Annotated in this window: 25 protein-coding genes; 17 read left to right on the top strand and 8 right to left on the bottom strand. The window is 60.5% G+C overall.

Annotated features, from left to right (window positions below; genetic code table 11):
- Positions 1-272 precede the first annotated feature (272 nt).
- Positions 273-1,247 (top strand): serine/threonine protein kinase, encoded by a 975-nt coding sequence (locus IFT47_RS14025; protein WP_192173144.1) that lies wholly within the window; start codon positions 273-275, stop codon positions 1,245-1,247.
- A gap of 55 nt (positions 1,248-1,302) precedes the next feature.
- Positions 1,303-2,196, top strand: coding sequence for an EamA family transporter RarD (gene rarD, locus IFT47_RS14020; protein WP_192173145.1), 894 nt, complete (start codon positions 1,303-1,305; stop codon positions 2,194-2,196).
- 59 nt (positions 2,197-2,255) lie between these two features.
- Here the strand turns inward: rarD and IFT47_RS14015 are convergent, their stop codons facing one another.
- Complete coding sequence (locus IFT47_RS14015; protein WP_192173146.1) at positions 2,256-2,774, bottom strand: ACT domain-containing protein; 519 nt, start codon at positions 2,772-2,774, stop codon at positions 2,256-2,258.
- 191 nt (positions 2,775-2,965) lie between these two features.
- On the opposite strand from IFT47_RS14015, the gene IFT47_RS14010 reads away from it, so the two are divergent.
- Positions 2,966-3,253 carry a hypothetical protein gene (locus IFT47_RS14010; protein ID WP_192173147.1) on the top strand — a complete coding sequence of 96 codons (288 nt, stop codon included), beginning with the start codon at positions 2,966-2,968 and terminating at the stop codon, positions 3,251-3,253.
- Complete coding sequence (locus tag IFT47_RS14005; RefSeq protein WP_192173148.1) at positions 3,246-5,423, top strand: malate synthase G; 2,178 nt, start codon at positions 3,246-3,248, stop codon at positions 5,421-5,423. Before IFT47_RS14010 ends, IFT47_RS14005 begins: the two co-directional genes overlap by 8 nt.
- A 97-nt stretch (positions 5,424-5,520) precedes the next feature.
- Here IFT47_RS14005 and IFT47_RS14000 read toward each other — a convergent pair whose 3' ends face one another.
- Positions 5,521-5,967, bottom strand: coding sequence for a response regulator (locus IFT47_RS14000; protein WP_163022123.1), 447 nt, complete (start codon positions 5,965-5,967; stop codon positions 5,521-5,523).
- 233 nt (positions 5,968-6,200) lie between these two features.
- Between IFT47_RS14000 and IFT47_RS13995 the strand changes: the two genes are divergently transcribed.
- From IFT47_RS13995 to IFT47_RS13940, 12 genes are all read left to right on the top strand, one after another.
- Complete coding sequence (locus tag IFT47_RS13995; RefSeq protein ID WP_192173149.1) at positions 6,201-8,135, top strand: putative nucleotidyltransferase substrate binding domain-containing protein; 1,935 nt, start codon at positions 6,201-6,203, stop codon at positions 8,133-8,135.
- Positions 8,136-8,145: 10 nt separating this feature from the next.
- Complete coding sequence (locus IFT47_RS13990) at positions 8,146-8,865, top strand: 3'-5' exonuclease (RefSeq protein ID WP_192173150.1); 720 nt, start codon at positions 8,146-8,148, stop codon at positions 8,863-8,865.
- Positions 8,866-9,024: 159 nt separating this feature from the next.
- On the top strand, positions 9,025-9,543 hold the full coding sequence (locus IFT47_RS13985; protein ID WP_192173151.1) for an RNA polymerase sigma factor: 519 nt from the start codon (positions 9,025-9,027) through the stop codon (positions 9,541-9,543).
- A complete protein-coding gene (locus IFT47_RS13980) occupies positions 9,540-10,532 on the top strand; it encodes a FecR family protein (protein WP_192173152.1) in 993 nt (330 codons plus the stop codon). Before IFT47_RS13985 ends, IFT47_RS13980 begins: the two co-directional genes overlap by 4 nt.
- A gap of 312 nt (positions 10,533-10,844) precedes the next feature.
- Positions 10,845-13,280 carry a TonB-dependent siderophore receptor gene (locus tag IFT47_RS13975; RefSeq protein ID WP_192173153.1) on the top strand — a complete coding sequence of 812 codons (2,436 nt, stop codon included), beginning with the start codon at positions 10,845-10,847 and terminating at the stop codon, positions 13,278-13,280.
- Positions 13,281-13,361: 81 nt separating this feature from the next.
- Entirely contained in the window at positions 13,362-14,501 is a 1,140-nt protein-coding gene (locus tag IFT47_RS13970; protein ID WP_192173154.1) for a PepSY-associated TM helix domain-containing protein, read from the top strand.
- Positions 14,498-14,689, top strand: a complete 192-nt coding sequence (locus IFT47_RS13965; protein ID WP_074886829.1) for a hypothetical protein — start codon at positions 14,498-14,500, stop codon at positions 14,687-14,689. Before IFT47_RS13970 ends, IFT47_RS13965 begins: the two co-directional genes overlap by 4 nt.
- Before the next feature lie 281 nt (positions 14,690-14,970).
- Positions 14,971-15,459, top strand: coding sequence for an Hcp family type VI secretion system effector (locus IFT47_RS13960; RefSeq protein WP_192173155.1), 489 nt, complete (start codon positions 14,971-14,973; stop codon positions 15,457-15,459).
- A gap of 14 nt (positions 15,460-15,473) precedes the next feature.
- Entirely contained in the window at positions 15,474-15,962 is a 489-nt protein-coding gene (locus tag IFT47_RS13955; protein ID WP_192173156.1) for a hypothetical protein, read from the top strand.
- Entirely contained in the window at positions 15,963-16,223 is a 261-nt protein-coding gene (locus IFT47_RS13950) for a hypothetical protein (RefSeq protein ID WP_192173157.1), read from the top strand.
- 328 nt (positions 16,224-16,551) lie between these two features.
- Complete coding sequence (locus tag IFT47_RS13945) at positions 16,552-17,865, top strand: MFS transporter (protein WP_192173158.1); 1,314 nt, start codon at positions 16,552-16,554, stop codon at positions 17,863-17,865.
- Positions 17,866-17,971: 106 nt separating this feature from the next.
- Positions 17,972-18,601 carry a glutathione S-transferase family protein gene (locus IFT47_RS13940; protein ID WP_192173159.1) on the top strand — a complete coding sequence of 210 codons (630 nt, stop codon included), beginning with the start codon at positions 17,972-17,974 and terminating at the stop codon, positions 18,599-18,601.
- Positions 18,602-18,783: 182 nt separating this feature from the next.
- Here IFT47_RS13940 and creD read toward each other — a convergent pair whose 3' ends face one another.
- The 4 genes from creD to rloA2 all read right to left on the bottom strand — a co-directional run bounded on the left by creD (position 18,784) and on the right by rloA2 (position 22,973).
- Positions 18,784-20,160 (bottom strand): cell envelope integrity protein CreD, encoded by a 1,377-nt coding sequence (gene creD / locus IFT47_RS13935; protein ID WP_192173160.1) that lies wholly within the window; start codon positions 20,158-20,160, stop codon positions 18,784-18,786.
- A 142-nt stretch (positions 20,161-20,302) separates the two neighbouring features.
- Positions 20,303-21,733 (bottom strand): two-component system sensor histidine kinase CreC, encoded by a 1,431-nt coding sequence (gene creC, locus IFT47_RS13930; protein WP_192173161.1) that lies wholly within the window; start codon positions 21,731-21,733, stop codon positions 20,303-20,305.
- Entirely contained in the window at positions 21,733-22,413 is a 681-nt protein-coding gene (gene creB / locus IFT47_RS13925; protein ID WP_192173162.1) for a two-component system response regulator CreB, read from the bottom strand. Before creB ends, creC begins: the two co-directional genes overlap by 1 nt.
- 59 nt (positions 22,414-22,472) lie before the next feature.
- Positions 22,473-22,973, bottom strand: a complete 501-nt coding sequence (rloA2, locus tag IFT47_RS13920; RefSeq protein ID WP_133775519.1) for a retropepsin-like aspartic peptidase RloA2 — start codon at positions 22,971-22,973, stop codon at positions 22,473-22,475.
- A gap of 223 nt (positions 22,974-23,196) precedes the next feature.
- Between rloA2 and IFT47_RS13915 the strand changes: the two genes are divergently transcribed.
- Complete coding sequence (locus tag IFT47_RS13915) at positions 23,197-24,084, top strand: acyltransferase (protein ID WP_192173163.1); 888 nt, start codon at positions 23,197-23,199, stop codon at positions 24,082-24,084.
- Positions 24,085-24,134: 50 nt separating this feature from the next.
- Here IFT47_RS13915 and IFT47_RS13910 read toward each other — a convergent pair whose 3' ends face one another.
- Positions 24,135-24,698, bottom strand: a complete 564-nt coding sequence (locus IFT47_RS13910; RefSeq protein WP_192173164.1) for a DUF2780 domain-containing protein — start codon at positions 24,696-24,698, stop codon at positions 24,135-24,137.
- An 87-nt stretch (positions 24,699-24,785) separates the two neighbouring features.
- Positions 24,786-25,472 carry a DUF1190 domain-containing protein gene (locus IFT47_RS13905; RefSeq protein WP_192173165.1) on the bottom strand — a complete coding sequence of 229 codons (687 nt, stop codon included), beginning with the start codon at positions 25,470-25,472 and terminating at the stop codon, positions 24,786-24,788.
- Positions 25,473-25,474 lie beyond the last annotated feature (2 nt).

Raw genomic sequence — 25,474 nt, 5'->3', positions numbered from 1 at the left:
CTCACGAAGACGGCGATTCAGGCGCTAAACATGCAGCGGGTGTCCTGGCCTCTTCGCGAGCAAGCTCGACTCCCACATGGACGGTGTTTGCTGCGCGACAGCGCAGCCTTTGGTCGCCGGCATATCTCCCACAAGGATCGCGGTCGTCTGCTGATGCAGCCTTCCAAGCTGCACCGCACGTGCGGAAGTGAGCTTGCCACTGTGTCAGGTGTAACACGCCTGAGTTACCATGACTGGCCCGACGCGGCAGCCTGCTGCGCGCAGGAGTTAGCATGGCCCACCCGTTCGCAACACTTACACCTGACCTGGTGCTGGACGCCGTCGAGAGCATCGGCTTTGTCACCGACGCCCGTATTCTCGCGCTCAACAGCTACGAGAACCGCGTCTATCAGGTCGGCATCGACGAGCAGCAGCCGCTGATTGCCAAGTTCTACCGGCCCGATCGCTGGACCAACGATGCCATTCTCGAAGAACACAGCTTCACCGCCGAACTCGCCGACGTCGAAATCCCGGTCGTCGCGCCCCTCGTGCACAACGGCGAGACCTTGTTCGAGCACGCCGGTTTTCGTTTCACCCTCTTCCCCCGTCGTGGCGGCCGCGCGCCAGAGCCCGGCAACCTTGATCAGCTGTACCGTCTAGGCCAGTTGCTCGGGCGCATTCACGCTGTCGGCGCCACGCGCCCGTTCCAGCACCGCGAAGCCCTCGGCGTGCAGAACTTCGGCCACAACTCGCTGAACTATCTGCTGGACAACAACGTGATTCCCCGCAGCCTGCTGCCGGCCTATGAATCCGTTGCCAAAGACCTGCTCAAGCGCGTGGAAGACGTCTACGCCGCCACGCCCCATCAGAACATCCGCATGCACGGCGATTGCCACCCCGGCAACATGATGACCCGCGACGACATCTTCCACATCGTCGACCTCGACGACTGCCGCATGGGCCCGGCGGTGCAGGATGTCTGGATGATGCTCGCGGGTGATCGTCAGGATTGTCTGAGTCAGTTGTCGGAATTGATGGACGGCTACAACGAGTTTCACGACTTCGATCCCCGTGAACTGGCGCTCATCGAACCCCTGCGCGCACTGCGCCTGCTGCATTACAGCGCCTGGCTGGCGCGTCGCTGGGACGATCCAGCGTTCCCCCACAGCTTTTCCTGGTTCGGCACCGAACGCTATTGGGGCGACCAGGTGCTGGCCCTGCGCGAGCAATTGTCCGCGCTGAACGAGGAACCGCTGAAGCTGTTCTGAAAACGCTGAACACCCTGCAGGACACCACAACAAGAAACTTGCCGAAGGACCACTCATGCAAGCTGCCAACCCGCGTCGCGGGTACATTCTGGGCCTGAGCGCCTACATCATCTGGGGACTGTTTCCGATCTACTTCAAGGTGCTTGCCAACGTTCCCTCGCTGGAAATCATCGTCAATCGGGCGATCTGGTCGGCCATCTTCGGCTCGCTTCTGCTGCTGGTCTGGAAGCATCCCGGCTGGTGGCAAGAGCTACGGGATAATCCCAAACGCCTTGCCATTCTCGCCTGCAGCGGATCGTTGATTGCCGCCAACTGGCTGATCTACGTCTGGGCCGTGAACAACAACCACATGGTCGAAGCCAGCCTGGGTTACTTCATCAACCCGCTGATCAACGTGATGCTCGGCATGGTGCTGCTGCGCGAAAGACTGCGCCCCTTGCAATGGGTGGCGGTGATGCTGGCATTGATCGGTGTGCTTCAGCAGGTCTGGCAAGTGGGCAGCCTGCCGTGGGTGTCGCTCGCGCTGGCATTCACCTTTGGCTTCTACGGCCTTATTCGCAAAAAAGCGCCGGTGGCTGCGTTGCCCGGGCTGGTGGTGGAAACCTGGATTCTGGTGCCGCTGGCCGTGGGCTGGCTGATTTTCAACCCGCTGGCCCACAGCGCTCAGCCGGCGTTCTGGACCACATCGCAAGCGCTATGGCTGGCGGCGGCCGGTCCGGTGACGCTCGTGCCGCTGGTGTGTTTCAACGCCGCAGCCAGGCATTTGCCCTACGCGACGCTAGGCTTTTTGCAGTACATCGCACCGACCCTCGTGCTGGCTTTGGCGGTTGTGCTGTACGACGAACACATGCCCTCGGCCACCTTGGTGACCTTCGCCTTCATCTGGGCCGGGTTGATCATTTACAGCGTCGACGCCTGGCGCTCGCTACGCAAACGCGCCCAGGCCTGAGCAGGCAGGAGGAATCGCTGCAGGCCCGCCAAAACCGGAGCCTGCAGCGGTGACATCAATTACTCGTCCGTGGGCAGATGTAATTCCACCATCAGGTCATCCGCCAGGGTTTCCAGCCGCTGCTGCAGCACATCCAGTGAAAGATCCATCGGCAATCCCAACTCGGCATGGGCGCGAAACAGCGTTTCGCTGCTCATGGGTGCTGGCTCGACGCTGGTCACCAGATGCTCCAGGTTGATGCCTTGCTCGGTCAGCACGCGAGTGACGTCGCGCACGATCCCGGATCGATCATTGCCCACCAGATCCATGGTGATGGGCCTCCACTCCGGCAAGGATTCCGGAAGGACTTCGGCGAACAGGACGCGGATGCCTTTTGCCGAAAGCCCTTCCAGCGCGCTGCGCAGGGGCGGATGCGCGTCGACCGGCGCGCTGACCCGCAGGATCCCGGCGAACTGCCCGGCCATGTGTGACATACGGCTTTCCAGCCAATTGCCACCGTGATCGGCAATGCATGCCGCGAGCTGCTCGACCACGCCTGGCTTGTCTGGCGCAGACACCGTGACGATAAGATGATCCACAAACGACTCCTTTTATCCGCAGCGAGTGAGGCCTGTTTAATACCACGCCCCATGGGTTGTGGGGGAGTATAGGCACGTCTGCCCGGCGCGCAGTGGCGTCACCGCTTCACGAATTTTTGTGTACGATCCTGATAATTATCTGGAACAATCTGCACGTTCTTTGAGAACATCCGACACCGCCGCGTGACCAAATGCCCAAGTCCGGTCGCTCGGTGCACATTCAGTCTGATTTTCATGCCGCAACTCATCATGTAGTATCGCATCGCGTTCACTACATAGATGTCGAATCCAGGCCTGATCCGATGTTCCTGCAAGGCCAAAACCTGTTTAAGCGCTTCATCTCAGGTGCCCGCCGCCCCGCCCAGCCGCCCGCAACGGCATGTTCTGGAAGGGCACGCAGCGACGTCGATGGCTTTAACAAGAAAGCGCTCATGATTGAAGCGCAGATAGCTGAGCAGAGTGAGGCAAGCAATGACTGAACACGTTCAAGTCGGTGGCCTGCGGGTCGCCAACGTCCTGCTGGATTTTGTGAACAACGAAGCCATTCCCGGAACCGGCCTCGACGCCGCTGCATTCTGGGCCGGTGCCGATGCGCTCATCCACGAGCTCGCACCCAAGAACAAAGCCCTGCTCGCTAAACGAGACGAATTCCAGGCGCGTATCGACGCCTGGCATCAGTCCAATGCCGGCAACGCCCACGATGCAGCCGCCTACAAGGCGTTCCTGCTGGAAATCGGCTATCTGCTGCCAGAAGCGGCGGACTTCCAGATCACCACGCAAAACGTCGACGAAGAAATCGCCCGCATGGCCGGCCCGCAGTTGGTGGTGCCTGTAATGAACGCGCGTTTCGCGCTCAATGCCTCGAATGCCCGCTGGGGCTCGCTGTATGACGCGCTGTACGGCACCGACGCCATCAGCGAAGCCGGCGGCGCGGAAAAGGGCAAAACCTACAACCGGGTCCGCGGCGACAAAGTCATCGCCTTCGCCCGAGCGTTTCTGGACGAAGCGGCTCCTCTGGCGGCGGGCTCCCACGTCGACTCCACCGGCTACAAGCTGGTCGATGGCATGTTGATCGTCAGCCTCAAGGGCGGCAGTAACACCGGCCTGCACGATGATGCCCAACTGATCGGTTTTCAGGGCGACGCATCGGCGCCGACTGCTTTGCTGTTCAAGCATAACGGCCTGCACTTTGAACTCCAGATCGACGCGGCGAGCCCGGTCGGCCAGACCGACCCGGCCGGTGTCAAAGACGTGCTGATGGAAGCGGCGCTGACCACCATCATGGATTGCGAAGACTCCATCGCGGCCGTGGACGCTGATGACAAGGTCGTGGTGTACCGCAACTGGCTGGGGCTGATGAAGGGCGATCTGTCCGAAGAAGTCTCCAAAGGCGGCACCCGTTTTACCCGTACGATGAACGCCGACCGCGTCTACACCTCGCCCACCGGCGAACCCGTCACGCTGCATGGCCGCTCGCTATTGTTCGTGCGCAACGTCGGCCACCTGATGACCATTGATGCGATCCTCGACAATCAGGGCAACGAAGTGCCGGAGGGCATTCTCGACGGCCTGCTGACCAGCCTCGCGGCCACTCACAACCTCAAGGGCAATACCTCCCGCGCCAACAGCCGCACGGGCTCGATGTACATCGTCAAACCGAAGATGCATGGCCCTGAGGAAGTGGCGTTCACCAACGAATTGTTCGGGCGCATCGAAGCGGTGCTGAACCTGCCGCGCAATACGCTTAAAGTCGGGATCATGGACGAAGAGCGTCGCACCACGATCAACCTCAAGGCCTGCATTCAGGCGGCGAGCGAACGTGTTGTGTTCATCAACACGGGTTTCCTGGACCGCACCGGCGACGAGATTCACACGTCCATGGAAGCAGGGCCTGTTGTACGCAAGGCACAGATGAAAGCGGAAAAGTGGATCGGCGCGTACGAAAATTCCAACGTGGATATCGGCTTGAAATGCGGCCTGCAAGGGCGCGCGCAGATCGGCAAAGGGATGTGGGCGATGCCTGACTTGATGGCCGCGATGCTCGAACAGAAAATCGCCCATCCACTGGCCGGCGCCAATACCGCGTGGGTGCCATCGCCCACTGCCGCTGCGCTGCACGCGTTGCACTACCACAAGGTCGATGTGTTCGCGCGTCAGGCTGAACTCGCCCAGCGCGCGCCGGCCTCGGTCGACGACATTTTGACCATCCCGCTGGCACCGAACACCGACTGGACGGCGGAAGAGATTCAGAACGAGCTGGACAACAACTCACAGGGCATCCTCGGGTATGTGGTGCGCTGGATCGATCAGGGCGTCGGCTGCTCGAAGGTGCCGGACATCAACGACATCGGCCTGATGGAGGACCGTGCCACGCTGCGGATTTCCAGCCAGCACATCGCCAACTGGCTGCGCCACGGCGTGGTCAGCGAGCAGCAGGTGCTGGAAAGTCTGAAGCGCATGGCGCCAGTAGTGGACCGTCAGAACGCAGGCGATGTGCTGTATCGCCCGCTCGCGCCGGACTTCGACAGCAACATCGCGTTTCAGGCAGCGGTTGAGCTGGTGATTGAGGGCACGCGGCAGCCCAATGGCTACACCGAGCCGGTGCTGCATCGTCGCCGTCGGGAGTTCAAGGCGAAACACGGGGCGTAACCAGCACCCAAACAAAAAGGCGGTGTCCACGTAAATGGACACCGCCTTTTTTATTGCACAACTTTCATTGCTTCAACGCAGCCCGAAGGCGGCGTTATCAGGCCATTTCCAGTTCCCGCTTCACCAGTCGCAACAGCTGCTTGGTGTTGATCGGCTTGAGCAGAAAATCCACCACGCTCAGGTGCATGGCATCGATGGCGTCGCGTACGTTGGCGTCGCCGGACACGATAATGATCGGCAACTCCGCACGGTCCGATTCGCGAACCCGACGGATCAGATCCAGCCCGTCGCACGGCGCCATGCGCAGATCGGTGATCAGCAGCGCAATGGACGGCCGGGTCTGCAGCAAGTGCATGGCGCTGGTGCCGCCGGCGGCGGTGATGCAGCTGATGTCATTGAGACTGAGAATTTCGGCCAGAACTTCCCGAGCATCCTTGTCGTCATCGACGATCAACACCCGTTGTGGCGATTGGGACGCAGGCGCGAGCATCACCTCATTGAGGGCTTCGCGCTCTTCATCACTCAAAATACTGTGATCGAACATACCCGTCTCATCTTCCTGTCGACTCCAATTCTGACAGCGCAAGCGATAGATACGCTGCACATCCTGTCGGCTTCATGCCGGGCCCTTGAGCCTCGCGCTAACTGCATCGCTGCGGTATTACACCTTGGTTCGATGCGATTCAACGCCTTCGCAGTCACCTAAGACTTACGTCCAATGGGCACTGCCCGATAAGCGGTCGACCATGGGGTCAATAAAAACAAGCGGTATCGGTCATGAGCAAAGCGGACGCTTTTACCCAGGCAGGCAAAACAGCCGTTCTGCAGAACATCCACGGCACGATGCAGTTCCTGCAAAAATTCCCGCCATTCAACCAGATGGAAAACGCCCACTTGGCCTACCTTGTGGAACAGTGTCACCTGCGTTTCTACGCTACAGACGAGAGCATCATCAAGCCTAGCGATGGGCCAGTAGAACATTTTTACATCGTCAAACAAGGCCGCGTAGTAGGCGAGCGCCCCCATTCGGCAAAAGGCGGCACCGAGACCACGTTCGAAATCACCACCGGCGAGTGCTTTCCCCTCGCAGCGCTGCTCGGCGAACGCGCCACGCGAACCGAGCATCTGGCGGCCGAAGACACCTTCTGCCTGCAGCTGAACAAGCAAGCCTTCATCAAGCTGTTCGGGCTCTCCAATGAGTTCCGCGACTTCGCTCTGCGCGGTGTCAGCAGCCTGCTCGATCAGGTGAATCAGCAAGTAAAGCAGAAGGCGGTGGAAACACTCGGCACGCAATACTCACTGAATACGCGACTGGGTGAACTGGCGATGCGTCACCCGGTGACCTGCTCCCCCGACACGCCGCTGCGGGAGGCCGTGCGCCAGATGGACGAGCAGCAGGTCGGCAGTATTGTCATCGTGGACGAGGCCAAGGCGCCGCTGGGGATTTTCACGCTGCGCGATCTGCGCCAGGTCGTCGCAAACGTCGATGCCGACTTCGGCGCGCCCATCGAGCGCAGCATGATTCAGGCGCCTTTTTACCTGACCCCGGACGCCAGCGCCTTCGATGCCGCCATTGCCATGACCCAGCGGCATATCGCCCACGTTTGTCTGGTCAAGGATCAGCGCCTGTGTGGCGTGGTCTCCGAGCGCGACCTGTTCTCGCTGCAGCGCGTGGACCTGGTGCATCTGGCGCGCACCATCCGCAGCGCGCCGCGCATCGATTCGCTGGCCAACCTGCGCGGCGACATCGTTCAACTGGTGGACCGCATGCTCGCCCACGGTGCCTCGTCCACGCAGATCACTCAGATCATCACGCTGCTCAACGACCACATGGTCTGTCGCGTCATCGAACTTACGCTGGAAGACAAAGGCGATCCCGGCATCGCTTTCAGCTGGCTTTGCTTTGGCAGCGAGGGCCGCCGCGAGCAGACGCTGTACACCGATCAGGACAACGGCATTCTGTTCGAAGCCAGGGACGCCGCCGAGGCCGCCGAGATTCGCGGCCGGTTGCTGCCCCTCGCCGAGCGGATCAATCAAAGCCTGGCCGTATGCGGATTCGCGCTGTGCAAGGGCGGGGTCATGGCGAGCAATCCGCAGCTGTGCCTGTCGCGCATCGAGTGGGCGCGGCGCTTCGGCTCGTTCATCCGCGAAGCCACGCCGGAGAACCTGCTGTCGTCTTCCATCTATTTCGATCTACGCGTGGTCTGGGGCGATGAAAGCGGCGGCGATCAATTGCGGCAGAGCATGCTTACCCAGGTGGCAGACAACGCGTTGTTCCAGCGCATGATGGCCGACAACGCCCTGCGTCAACGCCCGCCGGTGGGCCGTTTCAAGGATTTCGTGGTCGCCCGCAAAGGCAGTGAAAAAGATACGCTGGATCTAAAAACCCAAGGCCTGACGCCATTCGTCGACGGGGCGAGATTGCTGGCGCTGGCCAACGGCGTCGAGGCCAGCAACACCCTGGAAAGGCTGCGTCAGCTGGTGGCCAAAGAGGTTATCGACCCGCTGGACGGTGCGGCGTATGAAGAGGCCTACCACTTCATTCAGCAAACCCGCATGCAACAGCATCAGCAGCAGAACCGGCAAAACCTGCCCTACTCCAATCGCATCGACCCGGATGTGCTCAATCATTTGGACCGACGCATTCTGCGTGAGTCGTTCCGTCAGGCGCAGCGGCTGCAGACCAGCCTCACCGTGCGCTACCAACTGTAAGCGACTGATCATGAATTTGTTCCAATGGCTCAAGCGACCGAAACGCACCGTTGCTCCTGAGCTCACGCCTGAACAGCAACAGCGCCTGCGCGCCCTGCCCGACCCGGGCGCGTTGGATCAGAACACGCTGCGCCAGCAACGCTGGGTCGTGGTCGATCTTGAAACCAGTGGGCTGAATCTGCAGCGGGACGAAGTGCTGTCAATCGGCGCAGTGGTCATCGAAGACGGTGCGATCAATCTGGGGCAGCAATTCGAGCGCACGCTGATGCGCAGCGATCACAAACTCAGCCCAAGCGTGTTGATTCACGGGCTGGGGCCCAGCGCGATCGCCGCAGGGAGCGAGCCGGTGGACGCACTGCTGGATTTCATGGCGTTCGTGGGCGACAGCCCGCTGCTGGCGTTCCATGCGGCGTTCGACGAGCACATGCTGGGCCGCGCATTAAAGGAAAGCCTCGGCTATCGCCTGCTGCACCCTTTTATTGATGTCGCTCACATCGCGCCTTTCGTCTGCCCGAACGCGAATTTCCGTCAGGCAGGCCTGGACGACTGGACTCGATTCTTCGGGCTCCACGCCGAAGAGCGCCATCACGCCAGCGCCGATGCCTTGGTAACCGCCGAACTCGCGATGATCCTGTTCAGTCACGCCAAGCGACAAGGGATCGAAACCCCGGCACAGCTGGAGCAAGGCGTGGCGAAATGGCGACGGCAGCAGCAATCGCATTCGTTTTAGCGTTTCTCCTCTGGATCCCGTCTCGCCTCACAAATCCAATGGTCGATTCGTACGTCAACCGTTCGGCTTCTTCCTACAAGGACCAATTGCCAGCATTGGGCGGCTCTGACACAATCGCGAACAATTCTCGTTAGCCCCTTTGTTCTCCTCGGTGCGCTTGTGTCGTCACTTCAAAGTCCCCAGCAGCAGCTTGTCGGAACGCTCTATCGCGACCATCGCGGCTGGTTGCTGGGTTGGCTAAAACGCAACGTGGCCTGCCCCCATCGCGCCGAAGGCCTTAGCCAGGACACGTTCATTCGCTTGCTGGGCCGCGAGCAAATGCTTGAACCCCGCGAGCCCAGAGCCTTTCTGGTTTCGATCGCGAAGGGCTTGTTGTTCGACCACTTTCGTCGGGCCGCGCTGGAACAAGCGTATCTGGACGAGCTGATGCTGATTCCCGAAGGCGAACAACCTTCGCTTGAAGAACAGCAGCTGATTCTCGAAGACCTGAAAGCCATTGATCGCCTGTTGGGCAAGCTATCCAGCAAGGCGCGCGCCGCCTTTTTGTACAACCGCCTGGACGGCATGCCCCACGCGGAGATCGCCACGAAGCTCGGCGTCTCGGTGCCTCGCGTGCGTCAGTACCTCGCCCAGGGTTTGCGCCAGTGCTACATCGCGCTGTATGGCGAGCCAACATGAGCCGCCTGTCCACCCGACCTGTCTCTTCCCACGTGCTGGACGCCGCCATCGCCTGGCAACTGTGCCTGGACTGCGGCCGGGGCAGTGAGGTCGAGCGCGAAGAGTTCGCCAAGTGGTACGTCGCCAGCGACGAACATGCCCGCGCCTGGATGCAGTTGGGCATGGTCGATCAGCGTTTCGCCGGGACCACTGGCCCGGCACGTTCGGCGCTTTTGCGTTCCCGTGATGGCATGGGCTTGCGGTTGCGCAAGCTGGGCCGCGGGGTTGCAGGGGTCGCGCTGGCGCTGGGCTTGACGGTTTTTCTGGGGAATCGACTGCTGCCGGTGGATTACTGGCTGGCGGATCTGCGCACCGCCACCGGTGAGCAGCGCACCATTCGCCTGTCGGATAACACCCTGATCCGGCTCAACACTCACACCGCGCTGGACGTGCGATTCGACGCCACACAGCGACGGATCGTGCTTCAGGAAGGCGAAATCTTTGTGGAAACCGGGAGCCACAACGACACGCGTCCGTTCATCGTCGAAACCCCCGAAGGACAGATGCGCGCCCTGGGCACGCAGTTTCTGGTCAAGCGGCAGACTGACGGCACGCTGTTGAGCGTGCTGCAGTCAGCCGTCGCCGCTCATCCGCAGGCTTCCAGCCACGAACTGGTGCTGCACGAAGGGCAGCAGATGTTGATTCATCGCAACAGCCTCGGCCCCATGCTCGCCCTTGCGCCCGGCACCGGTGCCTGGATGCGCGGCATGCTGGTGGTCGACAACGCCCGCCTGGGAGACGTGGTCGCGGAGCTTGCCCGTTATCGTCAGGGCCATCTCGGCGTGGCGAAGGACGTCGCCGACCTGCGCATTACCGGCAGCTTTCCGCTGACCAACACGGATCTGGCGCTCAAGGCACTGACGCCCACGCTGCCGGTGCAGATCGAGGCGCGGACGCAGTGGTGGGTGACGGTGGTCGGCAGCGAGAAAAAGCCGGCGACTGCGCTGTAATTCGGGTGCCCTCGTGGATGCATGCGATCGCCTGGCCACAGAACTTGTGGGAGTGAGCTTGCTCGCGAAGAAGTCAGTACATCCGCTAAATCTTCCGTAGCTGAAACACCGTCTTCGCGAGCAAGCTCGCTCCCACATGGACCATATTTGATGCGCGAAAGCGCCGCTGTCTGGCAAAGGGTAACTTTCACCCAGGGTCATTGATCACGACCTACTTAGCGCCTGCGCAAATTATTTTCGCCCGGCCCTATCACTTTCCAGATCTCGTCCGGCACATAGGCATTGAGAACCATTTCCATCGAGGTGCCGTTCATGTCCCGCACGCTTCAAACCCTCCTGCGACCGAGTCTGCTGGCTATCGCCGTCGCCATTGCCGCACCGATGCTCAGTGCGCCGCTGATGGCCGCTTCCCAGGCTTCCAGCGTTCGCGCCTACGATCTGCCGGCCGCGCCGTTGTCCACGACGCTGACGCAGATCGCCAGTCAGGCAGGCCTGGCCCTGTCGCTGGATCCGGCACTGGCCGCGGGCCACACGTCGGCGCCGGTTCAGGGTCAATTCGACGCATCAGGCGCGATGGGCCAGGCGCTGCGTGGCACCGGCTTGCAATTGAATCTGACCACGGCAGGGACCTACACGCTGATGGCTGCGCCTGAAGGTGCGATGGCGTTACCGGCGACCAGCATTCAAGGCAGTCAGGAAAGTTTCGAAAGCGCGTGGGGGCCGGCGCAGGGATACGCCGCGAGTCGCACCGCAGCGGGCACCAAAACCGATACTGCACTGGTCGAAGCACCGCGCTCGATCTCGGTCGCGACCCGGCAGCAGATGCAGGATCGCGCGGTACAGAACATCGACGACGCCGTTCGCTACATGCCAGGCGTGGTCGCCAGCAGTTACGGCAGCGACAGCCGGGCCGAGTGGCTAAAAGTCCGCGGCTTTGAACCCACCCAGTTCCTCGACGGCCTGCCGCTGCCAAAAGGCGCCTACGTCATGCCGAAGATGGAGACGTGGGATCTGGAGCGCATCGCCCTCCTGCGTGGCCCGGCCTCTTCGGTTTACGGTCAGACCCCGCCGGGCGGCATGCTCGACATGGTCAGTCGTCGCCCCGAAGCGGAAGCCAGCCACGAAGTGCAGGTTCAGGTCGGTACTTACAACCGCAAGCAGATCAGCTTCGACAGCACCGGCAAGATCGACGACGCCGACAATTTCGAGTACCGCGTCAGCGGCGTCGTGCGTGACAGCGGCACCTCGGTGGACCACATCGACGACAAGCGCTACAACATCGCGCCGAGCCTGACCTGGAACATCGACCCGGACACCAAGCTGACGTTCCTCAGCCAGTTCAACCGCGACGATACCGGCATCACCAGCCAGTTCCTGCCGATTCAGGGCACCAAATACCCGTCGGCCGTGGGGCGCGTGAAGTACCACGAAAACCTCGGTGATCCGGACTGGGAGTTCTACGACAAAACCTATTACGCGCTGGGCTATGCGTTCGAGCATCGTCTGAATGACGTGTGGCAGTTCAAGCAGAACGTCCGCTACACCAAGAGTGACCTGTCCTTTCAGGGGATCACGGCAGGCGGTTATTTCGGTTCGGTGTCCGACGATGGCACCGTTGCTCGCGGCGCCAACGTCGTGAACGAGGACATTTCCCAGTTCGCGCTGGACAACAACCTGCAAGCCGACTTCGACACGGGCGCACTCAAACACACCTTGTTGCTGGGGCTCGACTACCAGCGCGTGAACCACAACTACAAGTGGCAGTACGGCAACGCGCCGACCAGCAACATCGCCAAGCCGATTTACGGGCAGGACTTCAGCAACGTCGATTACACCGCGTATCAGGATTACAACCAGAAAACCCAGGACGTCGGCATCTACATTCAGGACCAACTGGCCCTGGATAACTGGCGTCTGACCCTGGGCGGCCGGCAGGATCTGCTCAAGACCGAATCGAAGTTCTACAACACCGATCAGTCCGACGACCGCACCGACAGCGCGTTCACCGGCAACGCCGCGCTCAGCTATGTCTTCGATTCCGGCTTCACGCCGTACATTTCCTACGCCGAGTCTTTCCAGGCCGAACAAGGCGGCGCCAATGGCGTGGCATTCCAGCCGGGGACGGGCAAGCAGTACGAAGTGGGCCTCAAATACCAGCCGCCGGGCAGCAACATCCTCTTCACTGCAGCGGCTTATGATCTGACCCGCCGCGACATCGTGCTCAGTGACACACTCGGCGTGCAGCGTCCTCTGGGCGAGGCAAAAGTGCGCGGCTTCGAGCTTGAAGCGGTCGGCGATGTCACCGACAACCTGAAAGTGACGGCGTCCTACACATACGCCAACAGCAAGATGACCAAGGTCACCGACCCGCTGGACAAGAATCGTCCGCTGCCACTGACGCCGGAAAACCAGGCGGCGATCTGGGGTGATTACACCTGGCACAACGGCATGCTCGACGGTTTCGGCCTGGGCTTCGGCGCGCGCTACATTGGCGAGACCGACAATATCGCCATCGGCAGTTACGGCTTCGTCGCTGATTCCAACTACGGCCACAGCAACGCCTACACCGTCTACGACGCCGCCGTGCATTACGACCTTGGCCGCATGACCAACTCGCTCAAGGGTGTGAGCGTGTCGGTCAACGCCAACAACGTCTTCGACAAGGAATACATTTCAACCTGCGACGGCTTCTATTGCTACTACGGCGACCGTCGCACGGTGCTCGCGAGCGTAGACTACAAATGGTAATCGTTTAAACTCTCATTACCTGAAACAAGGGCCGCTCGCACACAGCGGCCTTTGTTGCTTTCGCTGACTCCGGATTTCCACATGAAAAGCCAAACCATCCGCCGCTGGTCTTTCATCCACACGTGGACCAGCCTGATCTGTACGGCATTCCTGCTGATGCTGGCGATCACTGGCTTGCCGCTGATCTTCAGTCACGAGATCGCTCACCTGACGGGCGACGCGCCGGAATTCAAGGAAATGCCCGCCGGCACGCCGCATCTGGACCTTGAACAACTGGTCCGCTCAGCCGAGGCCCATCGCCCCGGCGACGTGATGCAGTATTTCGGCTGGGACGACGATGACCCCAACGGCGTGTACGCCATCATGGGCAAGACTGCGGGCGGCGACCCGAACGAATCCCACAGTTTCATGCTCGACGCGCGCACCGGCGAGGCGATGGAAACGCCGAGCGCCAATGGCGGTTTCATGATGATCATGCTGCGCCTGCACGTGGACATGTACGCGGGGCTGCCGGGCAAGCTGTTGCTGGCATTCATGGGACTGCTGTTTGTCATGGCGATCGTGTCCGGCGTCGTGTTGTATGCGCCCTTCATGCGCCGGCTGGATTTCGCCACAGTGCGCCCGAATAAATCCAAGCGGGTGCGTTGGCTGGACCTGCACAACCTGATCGGCGTCGTCACGCTGACCTGGGCCGTGGTCGTCGGCCTGACTGGCGTGCTCAACGCCTGCGCCGATCTGGTGATCGCGCAATGGCGCACCGACGCGTTGATGACCATGATCGCGCCGTACAAGGACGCCCCGCCCCTGGCCGAACGCGCACCGGCGACCCGATTGATCGACATTTCCAAAGCCACTGTCCCCGGCGCCGAGCCGAGCTTCATTGCCTTTCCCGGCTCGCGCTTTTCCAGCGAGCATCACTACGCGGTCTTCATGAAAGGCGACACGCACCTGACGTCCCACCTGCTGACCCCTGTCCTGATCGACGCTCAGGACCTGCACGTCACCGCAACACTGGGACGCCCGTGGTACATGGACGCCCTGCTGCTGTCGCAACCGCTGCACTTCGGCGACTACGGCGGCATGCCGATGAAAATCCTCTGGGCCGCGCTGGATGTGCTGACGATCATCGTCCTCGGCAGTGGCTTGTACCTGTGGTGGGTTCGACGTCGCGCCACAGTCGCTGCGGCCAAGAACGTCGCAGTCGAGGCAGAAGTCGCATGACCCGGCACAAGAAGCATTCGGCGTTCTGGAAGACCTTCGGCACGCCCGGCTGGATCGCCCTGCTGACCGCAGTCGGCCTGTTCGCCGCGCTGCTCGGCGACGGCGCGTGGGATGTACTCGCCTGGGTGGGCATGGCCATTCCGACCTGGTACAGCTGCAAAGGATTGATGGCGCGCAAGCGGGTTTGATCCGCCGAACCCCGCTTCTGCATGATTGACATCGAACCGTACCCAATGAACCGGTTTGCTTTGACGATGGCAGGGGCGCGCGCATCCGCAGTAAAACATTGCATCCTGCCTGGCCTCCCTTGGTTATAAGTCGAACAAGTCCGTAAGAAACTTCCCTCGCAACAACACTAAGCGTCCTACACGCTCCGACTCCCACGCTGGCCTCCCCTGCGAGTCACCCTCCCGATAATCGATATTCCGCCCTGGCAGGGCATCCACACTATCCATCGGGAAGACCCACCATGGCGCTCGACGCATTTTTGAAGATTGAAGGCATTGCTGGCGAAGCACTGGATGAGCAGTGCAAAGACTGGATTGAAATCACCGGATATTCGTTCGGCACCTACCAGAGCGCGTCCGTTACAGCCAGCACGGCAGGCGGCGCGACTTCCGGGCGTACCACGCTCAGCAACCTGACGCTGACCAAGATGCTCGACAAGTCGAGCTGCAAACTGATGGCAGCCAACTGCGCCGGAGAGCACTTCAAGGAAGTGAAGCTTTCCGTACACCGTGCAGGGGGCGACAAAATGAAGTTCTACGAAATCATCCTTGAAGAAGTGATCATTGCCGAATACAACCAACTCGCCAACGACGGCATTCCCACCGAACTCATCCAGCTCAATTACGGCCGTATCCGCTCGACCTACACCCTGCAAAACAGAAACGACGGGCGCGCGGCCGGCAGCGTAACCGGCGGATGGGACAGGATCGGCAATAAGCAATATTGCTGAGCGAGGGACATGTCATGGACTTCGAACGTACCCAACATGTCGGCCATTACGGTGTCGTGTTTACGCTTATTCACTTCACCGTGCAGCCGGACGATGCCGCATCGTTGAGAACGATCAACCTACCGGAAATAACCAAGGGTCATTTTGAGGTCATCCGGTTGATTGAAGAAACCTACGAGCGAATGCTTGCACAGGGGCGGCCTTGCCGGATGGTGCTTGCGGTGTCTAATCGCCTGAGCCGGAATACTGCCGATCTATTAAATGATCAACGAGTGAGAGTGGGTGGCGCCATATCCTCGCTGAGCGGCAAAGCTGTTACAGAGGTGTTCGGTCCGATAGTAGGAGGGATGGCGGGTATGTTCTCAGGAGGGAAGGCCAAACAAGGAATTCCGACCTACCACGTCGGTGATGTAATAGTCAGTATCGACGCACAAGTTGCGGGAGGTATTGGCCCTCAGAGATCCTCGTCAGCATTGCTGCTTAAAAACAACGGTGATGGCTAGATGGCGTTTTATATCTCGTTAGTCATCGTCGCGGCTGCCATCTGGAGCGCCTGTCGAGTCACAAGACGATGGCGCTATCAGTGGGTGCTTGGCCTCGCCATCATCGTCTTTTGGTTTGCTTACGTCGTCCCTTGGGTCGTGAGAGCGGAAGCAATTGAAGATGAGCAGTTTCTTGATTATGAAATATTGCTCGAAGGCCTGCTCTATGTAGGGTTGGGATTACTGGGCGACAACTGGTGGCGTGACGACGAGCCAAAGTAGCGAATCGCATTGCCTCAACCCACCAACTGGCTTGTCCCACGCTCCTCCTCGCGCGGGGCAAGCACGTTCCGCCATCCTGGTCATCACATGACCTCCCGCCATTTACACATTCAGCAGGCCCGCGTTCTGCCTCCGAATCTCACGCCTCCATAGGCACTCGATCACCCCAAAACCCAGCCCCGCCGGTGACAATCCAGTTACATAAAGAAATACAATCGCGATTTACGGGTATTTCAATTGACAACAAAACGTGCGTTTGACTAAATCCAGTCATACGACGACGTATAACGATCGCCGCTAAATAAAAACAATACCCAGAGTGGACTCGATGAAAATCAAAGGCATCCGTTGGTGGATGGTCGCGCTGATAACCGGCGGGCTGATCGTCAACTATCTCGCGCGCAACACCCTCTCCGTCGCCGCTCCCACCATGATGAGCGAGCTGAACATTTCCACCGAACAGTACTCGCACGTCGTCATCGCGTGGCAGATGGGCTATGCCTTCATGCAGCCGGTTGCCGGCTACGTGATTGACGCCATCGGGACCAAAATCGGTTTTGCGGTTTTCGCCATTGCCTGGTCGATGGCGTGCGCATCGGCGGCCATGGCCACCGGCTGGCAGAGTCTGGCGTTCCTGCGCAGCTTGCTGGGCATCACTGAAGCCGCGGGTTTTCCTGCGGCGATCAAAGCGACCACTGAATGGTTTCCGGCCAAAGAGCGCTCGGTCGCCATCGGCTGGTTCAACATCGGCTCGTCGATTGGCGCGTTGCTGGCCCCTCCCCTCGTGGTCTGGGCGATCCTGCACAGCGGCTGGCAGATCGCGTTCGTCATCGTCGGCGGGCTGGGTCTGCTGTGGAGCGCAGGCTGGCTGTTCTTCTACAAGCACCCGCGCAATCAGCGTCTGCTGGGCGATGAGGAGCGCGATTACATTCTTGCCGGTCAGGAATCCCACCTGAAGGACGCGCCGACCAAGCATGCCAGCTGGAAGAAGATCGTCGGCACCCGCAATTTCTACGCAATCGCTTCGGCACGCATGCTGTCGGAGCCGGCCTGGCAGACGTTCAACGCGTGGATTCCGCTGTACCTGATGACCGAACGCCACATGAACATCAAGGAAATCGCGATGTTTGCCTGGCTGCCGTTTCTAGCCGCCGACATTGGCTGCGTGTTGGGCGGTTACCTGAGCCCGTTCTTTTACAAGCACTTCAACGTCTCGCTGCTGACGTCGCGCAAGATGGTGATGGTGTTCGGTTCGCTGTGCATGATCGGCCCTGGCTGCATCGGTCTGGTGGACAGCCCTTACGTCGCCATCGCGCTGCTGTGCGCTGGCGGTTTTGCGCACCAGACGCTGTCAGGCGCGTTGTACGCCATCACGTCGGACTCTTTCGGCAAGAACGAAGTGGGTACGGCAACCGGCCTGGGTGGCATGTTCGGGTTTCTGGGCGCGGCGCTGTTCACGCTGGTGCTCGGGATCATGGTCACCAAGGTTGGCTACAGCCCGCTGTTTGTGGCCCTGGCCGCTTTCGATCTCGTCGCCGCCACGATCATCTGGTTTGTCGCCAAGCCGCTGTTGACCGGCACACCTTCGGCGCAATCCGGAACGGCATCGGCAGACTCGGCAGACGGGGTCCCGACGGTCTGACATTCAGGTCCGGGCCGTCGCAAATCGGCCCGGCATATCATCCGGATATTGCACAGCGTCCTTGCCCTCACTAGTCTGGAGGGCCAGGTCGATCAGAGGAATATCCATGTCTGCGCCCAGCATGACGCTGCATTACAACGCCGCTTCACCCTTCGCGCGCAAGGTGCTGATCCTGCTTCATGAAACCGGACAGGCAAGCCGGGTCAGTCTCAAAGCGGTTGCGCTCACCCCCGTCAGCCCCGACGCCGAAGTCTGCCGCGACAATCCGTGCGGGAAGATTCCGGCGCTGTGCCTGGCTGACGACAACGTGATCCATGACAGCCGGGTCATTCTCGAATACCTGGATCAACAGCACGTCGGCAACCCTCTCATTCCCAAAGAAGGCTCGGCGCGCTGGCGGCGATTGACGCTCGCGTCACTGGCCGATGCCCTCATGGACGCTGCGCTGCTCATCCGGTACGAGACCTTCCTGCGGCCCGAGGAGAAACACTGGGCGGAATGGCTCGACGCCCAGCAAGAGAAAATCGCTCGCACGCTGGCCTACTTCGAAGCCGAAGCCGTCACTGAACTGAGTACGCATTTCGACGTGGCGTCGATCAGCGTGGCCTGTGCGCTGGGCTATCTGGATTTCCGCCAGCCAAATCTGGGCTGGCGCAGCAGCTACCCGCGATTGGCGAACTGGTATTACGAAGTCAGTCAGCGGCCATCGATGCTGGAAACCCAGCCGCCCGCCTGATTGCTTTCAAATCACAGGTATCAACGAGGTCGGATTCATTCGCGCGACGCGAATCGGTCCGCCTCGGTGAGGGCTGCGCCGTCGGACCGCGAAGGAATCGGCCTTCGTCGGTCCGCAGCCAGTTCGCTATCTCCACTGCAAGCCCGTGCCCGATCTGCTGGTCTTCGCGCAGTCCCACCCGACTACTCATGACTCGCCTCGACCACCAGCGCGGCAGGCTTTGCGGGACGTTGCGCCAGCGCATACCAGTCCAGCTTGCGCGTCAGCACCATGAACACGCCGAGGACACCGAACAGTAGCAACGCGCCCATCAGCAAGGCGTAGTCTTCGGCACCGAGCAGGCCGTAAAGCAATGCATACAGGATTCCCAGCGCCACGCCGAATGACAGTCCGTGACGAACGCTGCCCAGCACATGGCAGACGTAGAACCCGATGAGCGCCACACAGGCACTGGCCGATACCAGATACGCCAACGAGAAGCCCACATGTTCGGACAGCGACAACAACAGCAGATAGAACAACGCCAGCGACGCACCGACCAGAGCGTATTGCACCGGGTGGACCGCCAGCCCCTTGAGCACTTCGAACAGCAGGAAGCCCGCGAAGGTGAGCGTAATGAAGAGCAGCGCATATTTGATCGAGCGATCACTCTTGAGGTACTGGTCGACCGGCGATATGAAGCTCACGCCGAAACTGCGACCGGCGAACTCGGTACACACTTCGCTGGATGAACAGCGGTTGAGAATTTCCTGCAGATTGGTTGCGAAGAAAGAAGTCTGCCAGTTGGCGGTGAAGCCCTGCCCGGAAACGTCGCGACTGGCGGGCAGGTAGTTGCCGATGAAGCTCGGATGCGGCCAGTCAGCCGCCACCCGTACAACACTCGATTTGCCCACGGGCGTGATCTGCAACTGTCCAGTGCCCTGCAGACGCAGATCGAACGCGAAATTCAGGCGCTTCTGCTCGACGCCGGTTTCCAGCGGCAGCACGACGCTCACGCCCTCCCCCAACAGCGCCACGTCGGTACCCGGAACGAAGTCCAGTTGTTCGCCATTGAGATCAAGCTTCAGCGCACTTTCGATGCCACGAACATCTGTAATGCCGACAGCCAGAAAAGGGGCATCGAACCGGTAGTTCTCGAAATCATTGCCCAGGCCAAAGTGCTCGGGCAGCACGAACTGCCCGCTCAGCGTGTTATCGGCGTGATAAAGGCGAGCCTCGTAAATGCCGCGCGAACGCACTTCGGTCTGGACCTTGCCATCCAGTTCAAAGCGTTCGGGAAGGAAGTACAAGCGGCCCTTTTCCTCAACCGTTTCCTGATAGCGCTCGCGCGACTCCGCGTTGAGCTTCCAGATCCGGGTCAACTTGCGATACGGCACGATCAATAGCGGCCCGCTGATGTGCTGGCTGTAACTGGAGCTGCGCGCGATGTCTTCGACCACTTCGTCGCGCCTGCTCTGTCGATCCTGGATAAGGCCATTGATCATCATCAACGGGATCATCAGCGCCAGTATCAACAGACCGATCATTCCCACCTTGTAAATCGACATGCCCTTGTTCATCGAACTCTCCCGGTTTTTGATGGGGAGATTCTGAAAAGTCTGTGTGGAGCAGTCGTGGGGGAAGTGTGGAGATTGTGTGGAATGTTTCGGACGATGAAACCCTTGCCTCTCCAGGTCTACAACGTTAACGGACCGGCTTGTTTTATCGCAGCGTTACTCGCAGCTGCAACACCACCATCACCCCGCCTGCAACATTCCGTATCTGCATTTCCCCTCCATGCAACTGCATCACTTCTTCAACGAAGTTGAGCCCAAGGCCAGTGCTTTTGCGGCCACTGTCGGGCCTGGGCAAGGAATAGAAGCGCTCGCTCAGGCGAAGCAGTGCGTATTCGGGAATGGGGTCGGCGCTGTTGAAAAACAGCACGTTCACGCGCTCGCCCTCCCGCTCGGCGCTGAAGCGCAACGTGCCTCCGTCTGGCGTGAAGTCCAGCGCGTTGTCGAGCAAATTGGAGAACGCCTGGCGCAACAGAAAGCGCTCCCCAGTCACAAACACCTCAGCCGTAATCAGCCGTTCGACGATCAAACCCTTGCGCTCGATGCGCGCGGCCTGCGCCGCCAGCGTGTCCTCGACCAGCCCGGCAAGTGGCACCAGGACGCGCTCTTCCAGTCCCTGGCGTTGTTCGACCATGGCCAGATTCAGCAGCCGTTCGATCAACTGCTGGACGCGCGCGCTTTCGTTATCGATGTTGCTGACGAAGCGCTGCCGCTGATCGGCGGGCATGTCGCCCTGCAACAGCTCGGCAGCGCCGCGGATCGCAGCAAGGGGGCTTTTCAGTTCATGGGTGAGGGTGTGCACATAGCGCTCGACGTAGTCCTTGCCTTCCAGCTGTGTGCGCATGTGCTCGACGGCTGCAGACAACTGCGCCAGCTCGCCGCCTCGATACCGGGGCAGCTCGACGCGGCGCCCTTCGCTCACGGCCTGGGCGTATTCGGTCAATCGACGCAGCGCGCTGCTCACCCACCACGACAGCAACGCAGCGAACATCAACCCCAGAACGATCAGCCCCGCGCCGTAATACAGCAGACGCCGCTCTGTCCGGTCCACGTAAGGCTGCAGCGAGCTATTGGGTTTGGCCACGGTCACGACACCGATGATGCGGTCACCGTCGCGAATCGGCGCGCCCACGTGCATGACCGATGAGTTAGGGTCCTGAGGATCGCTGCGGGTCGAGCGCGCGCCATATTGGCCACGCAAGGTGAGAAACACATCATTCCAGCGTGAATAATCCTGCCCCACAGCTTCTCCGCTGGAGTCGAGCAAAACAATGCCGTGGGCGTCGGTCACATACACGCGGTTATTGACCTGATTCTTTGGCATGCCCCAGATCTTCGCGTCCGGCTGTCGCAACCCATAGGCCGTGAGCACTTGCGGGAAGCGGCTCTGGCTCAAGGTGCCCGCTTTAACGTCGGCCTGCAGCACCTCGGCAAGAAGATTCGCGGTGTCCACCAACGTCTCTTCCGTGGATTGCCGAACGCCGGGGCGCACCTCTTTCATCACCGTGTTGAGGACGAAATACCCCGTCAGGCCAATGAACAGCGCATAGACCAGAAAAATCCGCAGGCCCAGCCGCATCAGCTGTGATCCGGGCTGTAGCTGTAGCCGAGCCCGCGATGGGTCTGAATCGGCTCGGCCTCGGCGACGATCGCCCGCAACTTGGCGCGGACGCTTTTGATATGGCTGTCGATGCTGCGCTCGTAGCCGGCATCGCTGGCAACGCCGACCGCATCGAGTAACTGCTCTCGGCTAAACACCCGTCCTGGTTGCTCGAGCAGACAGCGCAACAGGCGAAATTCGTGACGCGTCAGGCTCATGGGCTGGCCGCGATAGCTGATCAGCACGCGCTGGGCATCCACCGAAAAATGGCCGGTGGGGGGATTGGCGTCGATTCGAGGCGCGATTCGTTTGAGGATGGCCTTGACCCGTGCAGTGACTTCACGCGGGCTGAACGGCTTGACGACGTAGTCATCCGCGCCGATTTCCAGCCCCACCACGCGATCAATTTCACCATCACGGGCGCTCAGAAACATCACCGGTACTTCGCTAAACCGACGCAGTTGTTTGCAGGCTTCGAAGCCGCTGATATCGGGCAGGCCGATGTCGAGGATGATGAGGTCGGCGGGCGTCTCGCGTTGCAGGTCGACGGCCGCCTGTCCCAGCGTTAGCCACGCAGTGGTGAAACCCTCGCCCTGCAGGGCATAGATGAGGGTATCGGCGATGGCGGCTTCATCTTCGACAATGAGAATGTGGGGCATGGCATCCGAGCACGTGGCGTAAAGCCGGAACGGTGCCGGATATCAGTCCCGCCCGTCAATCAGCACTCAGGCTTGTCCGCCGTATACCGACGGGCCGGGTTAACCGCCGCGCCGAATTCGCGCAGGGCCTTGGCGCCAATCAGTAAGGGATAGTTGAAGTGGCTGCGGTCGACGAGGTTGACCTCAACGGTGCGCTTGACGTTGCCCAGGCACAGTTCGAGGTCCACGACCGGGCGCTTGGTCGGGTCAGCCGGTTCTTCTTCATCGTCGCCTTCGGAACGGCCCTTGATTCGGCTGATGCGCGAAACCTTGTGCTCGTACACTTTGCTGTCGGCGTCTTTGGTCGCAAGACGGAAGCGCACCCAGTCATCGCCATCGCGCTTGAACAGTTCGATGTCCTTGGCCGACAGCGATGCGGTCAACGCGCCGGTGTCCATTTTGGCTTTGAACGTCTCGCCGATCTCCGAGACCTGAATGTATTCGTAACGACCGTACAACGTCGGTTCGGCAGCCATGACAGGCAACGCCAGCAAAGACATAAGCGCCAGAAGGGATTTCACGTCACATTTTCCTCGTGATGGATGAGCGGTCGGGCGTGCCCGGTTTAGACCATAACTTTGCCGATGGTTCGCGCCCGGAACTGCAGCACCGGGCAGTCGCGGTGCAGGCAATGGGAAGCGTACCGAAAACGGCGTGAAACATTCGTCGGTATCGCCGGGGATTTTGCGCCAGGCGCCCGGCCTGCTTATCATTGCGCGCCACCCTGTCGACCGCGAGTGCCTTATGCGTCACCTGCTCACCGGAATTGCCGTCACGTTGCTGCTTCTGCTCAATACGCTGGTGCTGATCGGCCCGCTGATGGTCTTTGCTCTGCTCAAGTTGGTGTTCCAGAGTGAGATGCGTGACAACTGCTCGGCGGCGGTGATGTGGATCGCCGAGACCTGGTGTGAGATCAACAAGCTGATTTTCAAAATTTGCCTGCCGACCCAGTGGGAAATCCGCGGCGACGAAGGCCTGCGTGGCGACACGTCCTACCTGGTCATCGGCAACCACCAGTCCTGGGTCGACATCCCGGCGCTGGTGCAGGCGCTGAATCGACGTACGCCGTTCTTCAAATTCTTCCTCAAGAAAGAGCTGATCTGGGTGCCGTTCCTGGGGCTGGCGTGGTGGGCGCTCGATTACCCGTTCATGAAGCGCTACACGAAAGCGTTTCTGGCCAGGCATCCCGAGCTCAAGGGTAAGGATCTGGAAATCACCCGCGAGGCGTGCGAACTGTTCAAACGTCAGCCGGTGACGGCGGTGAATTACCTGGAGGGGACGCGCTTTACCCCGGCCAAGAAAGCCGAGCAGGCTTCGCCCTATCGTTACTTGCTCAAGCCCAAGGCGGGCGGCGTCGCATTTGTGCTGGCGGCGATGGGTGAGCAACTGGACGCGGTGCTCGATGTGACGGTCGTGTATCCCAGCAAGCGCATCCCGGGGTTCTGGGACTTGCTATCAGGACGCGTGCCGCGGGTGATCGTCGACATCAAGACCCGCGAACTCGACCCTGCGCTGTGGCAGGGCGATTACGAGAATGACCCGGTGTTCCGCGTGTACGTGCAGGACTGGGTCAACAGGCTTTGGGAAGAGAAGGATGCGCGAATTGCCGAGTTACGCGGCCTGATTTCCTAGCACCACTTCTTGGCAACAAGCGCCCCTTTTGCAGGGGCGCGGCAACTCAATTACTTGGCGCCCCAGACGCCACTCAACGCCTGCAACGCCGAACCACCGGCGCCTTGCTGACCGAGGTATTGCAGAATCACCGGCACGAACTGGCTGACCATGCTGCTGTTCATGCCCAGCGCGCTGAACGCCTTGTTCACGTCGCCCATGCTCTGCACGTTGCCCAGTGCGCTATCCAGGGCAGAGTTGCTGCTCCCGGAATTACCCAACAGTCCGCCCAGACCACTTAGGCTACCAAGGGCTGATGTGCCGGCCAGCTGGTCGAGGCCTGGCACTGATTTGCTCAGTTGCGAATAGTCGTTGCCGGCGAGCTTGTTTTTGGCCAGCCCCAACAAGGCTCCAGTGCCGCCAACCGCTTGCTCCGGTGTGACGTTCAACTGGGTGCCCAGCGTGTTCAACAGCCCGGCTGCTTCAGGCGCGGCGGTTGCCTTTTGCTGGCCGCCGGTGGCATTGGCAACAGCATTGGCCGCGTCATTCAGATTGAAAGCGAAGACCGGCGTGGCTGCCAGCGCCATCAGGCTCGCCAGCGCAGCACCGCGTACGTTTTTCAGTGAAACTTTCATCGCAACAACCTCGTTTTCCGGGAGACCGGCCATGGCCGGGTAAACACGCGTTGGACCGCCCCTCGAAGGGAAGTTCCACGCAGGGCCTCAGGGTTTGCTGACATAAAACAACCGCTGCGGCTCGAAGGTCCGCGCCAACCGTTGATCTGCAGCCGTCGAACCCGCCTGCAGGAGCCGGTGGCGAATGAATGCCTTATCGAAATGCTCGCCGTTGTTAAGCTTCTCGCGCAGGCTGATCAAGCGCGTGCCGCCCTGATGATCGGCGCCGCGATAGAGCGGTTCACTGAAGAGGCGCACCTGGGAGTCGGGGCTACCCCCGGTGGATGTCAGCTGAACCTGGGTGATGATCGCGAAACCGGACAGCCAGGGCGACCAGAGCCGGGAAACGTCGGCCGCGAAACACTCACCCGGGGTGAAGTCCGCCTCGCAGTCCGCCAGCTCACGGTAGGTCGGCGCCACTCGCACATGCTGTCGGTAAGCAGCGCGGTATCCTGCCTCGCAGACCGGCGGGTCGACCCCGGCCCAGATGCAGGCATTCGGATTTTCAAAGAACATTTCCGAGGAAGCCCAGCCCGACGAAAAGGGCTCCAGGTGAGCGCTTGCCAACGTCGCCGGCAGCCAGAGCAGCGGCATTGCGACGAGGAAATGAATCGATGTTCTAACCCACCTGACAACCATGCATGACCCGCCACCTGAAAAAACCGGCCGGACAAATAGCACGGAGAAAAGGCAGCTGAAACAAGCAGGAACGCAATTCAAGCGCTCCTCAACCATTT

This window comes from Pseudomonas sp. CFBP 13711, assembly GCF_014842265.1.
Taxonomy (GTDB): Bacteria; Pseudomonadota; Gammaproteobacteria; order Pseudomonadales; family Pseudomonadaceae; genus Aquipseudomonas.
This window is presented reverse-complemented; position numbering and strand designations above follow the sequence as displayed.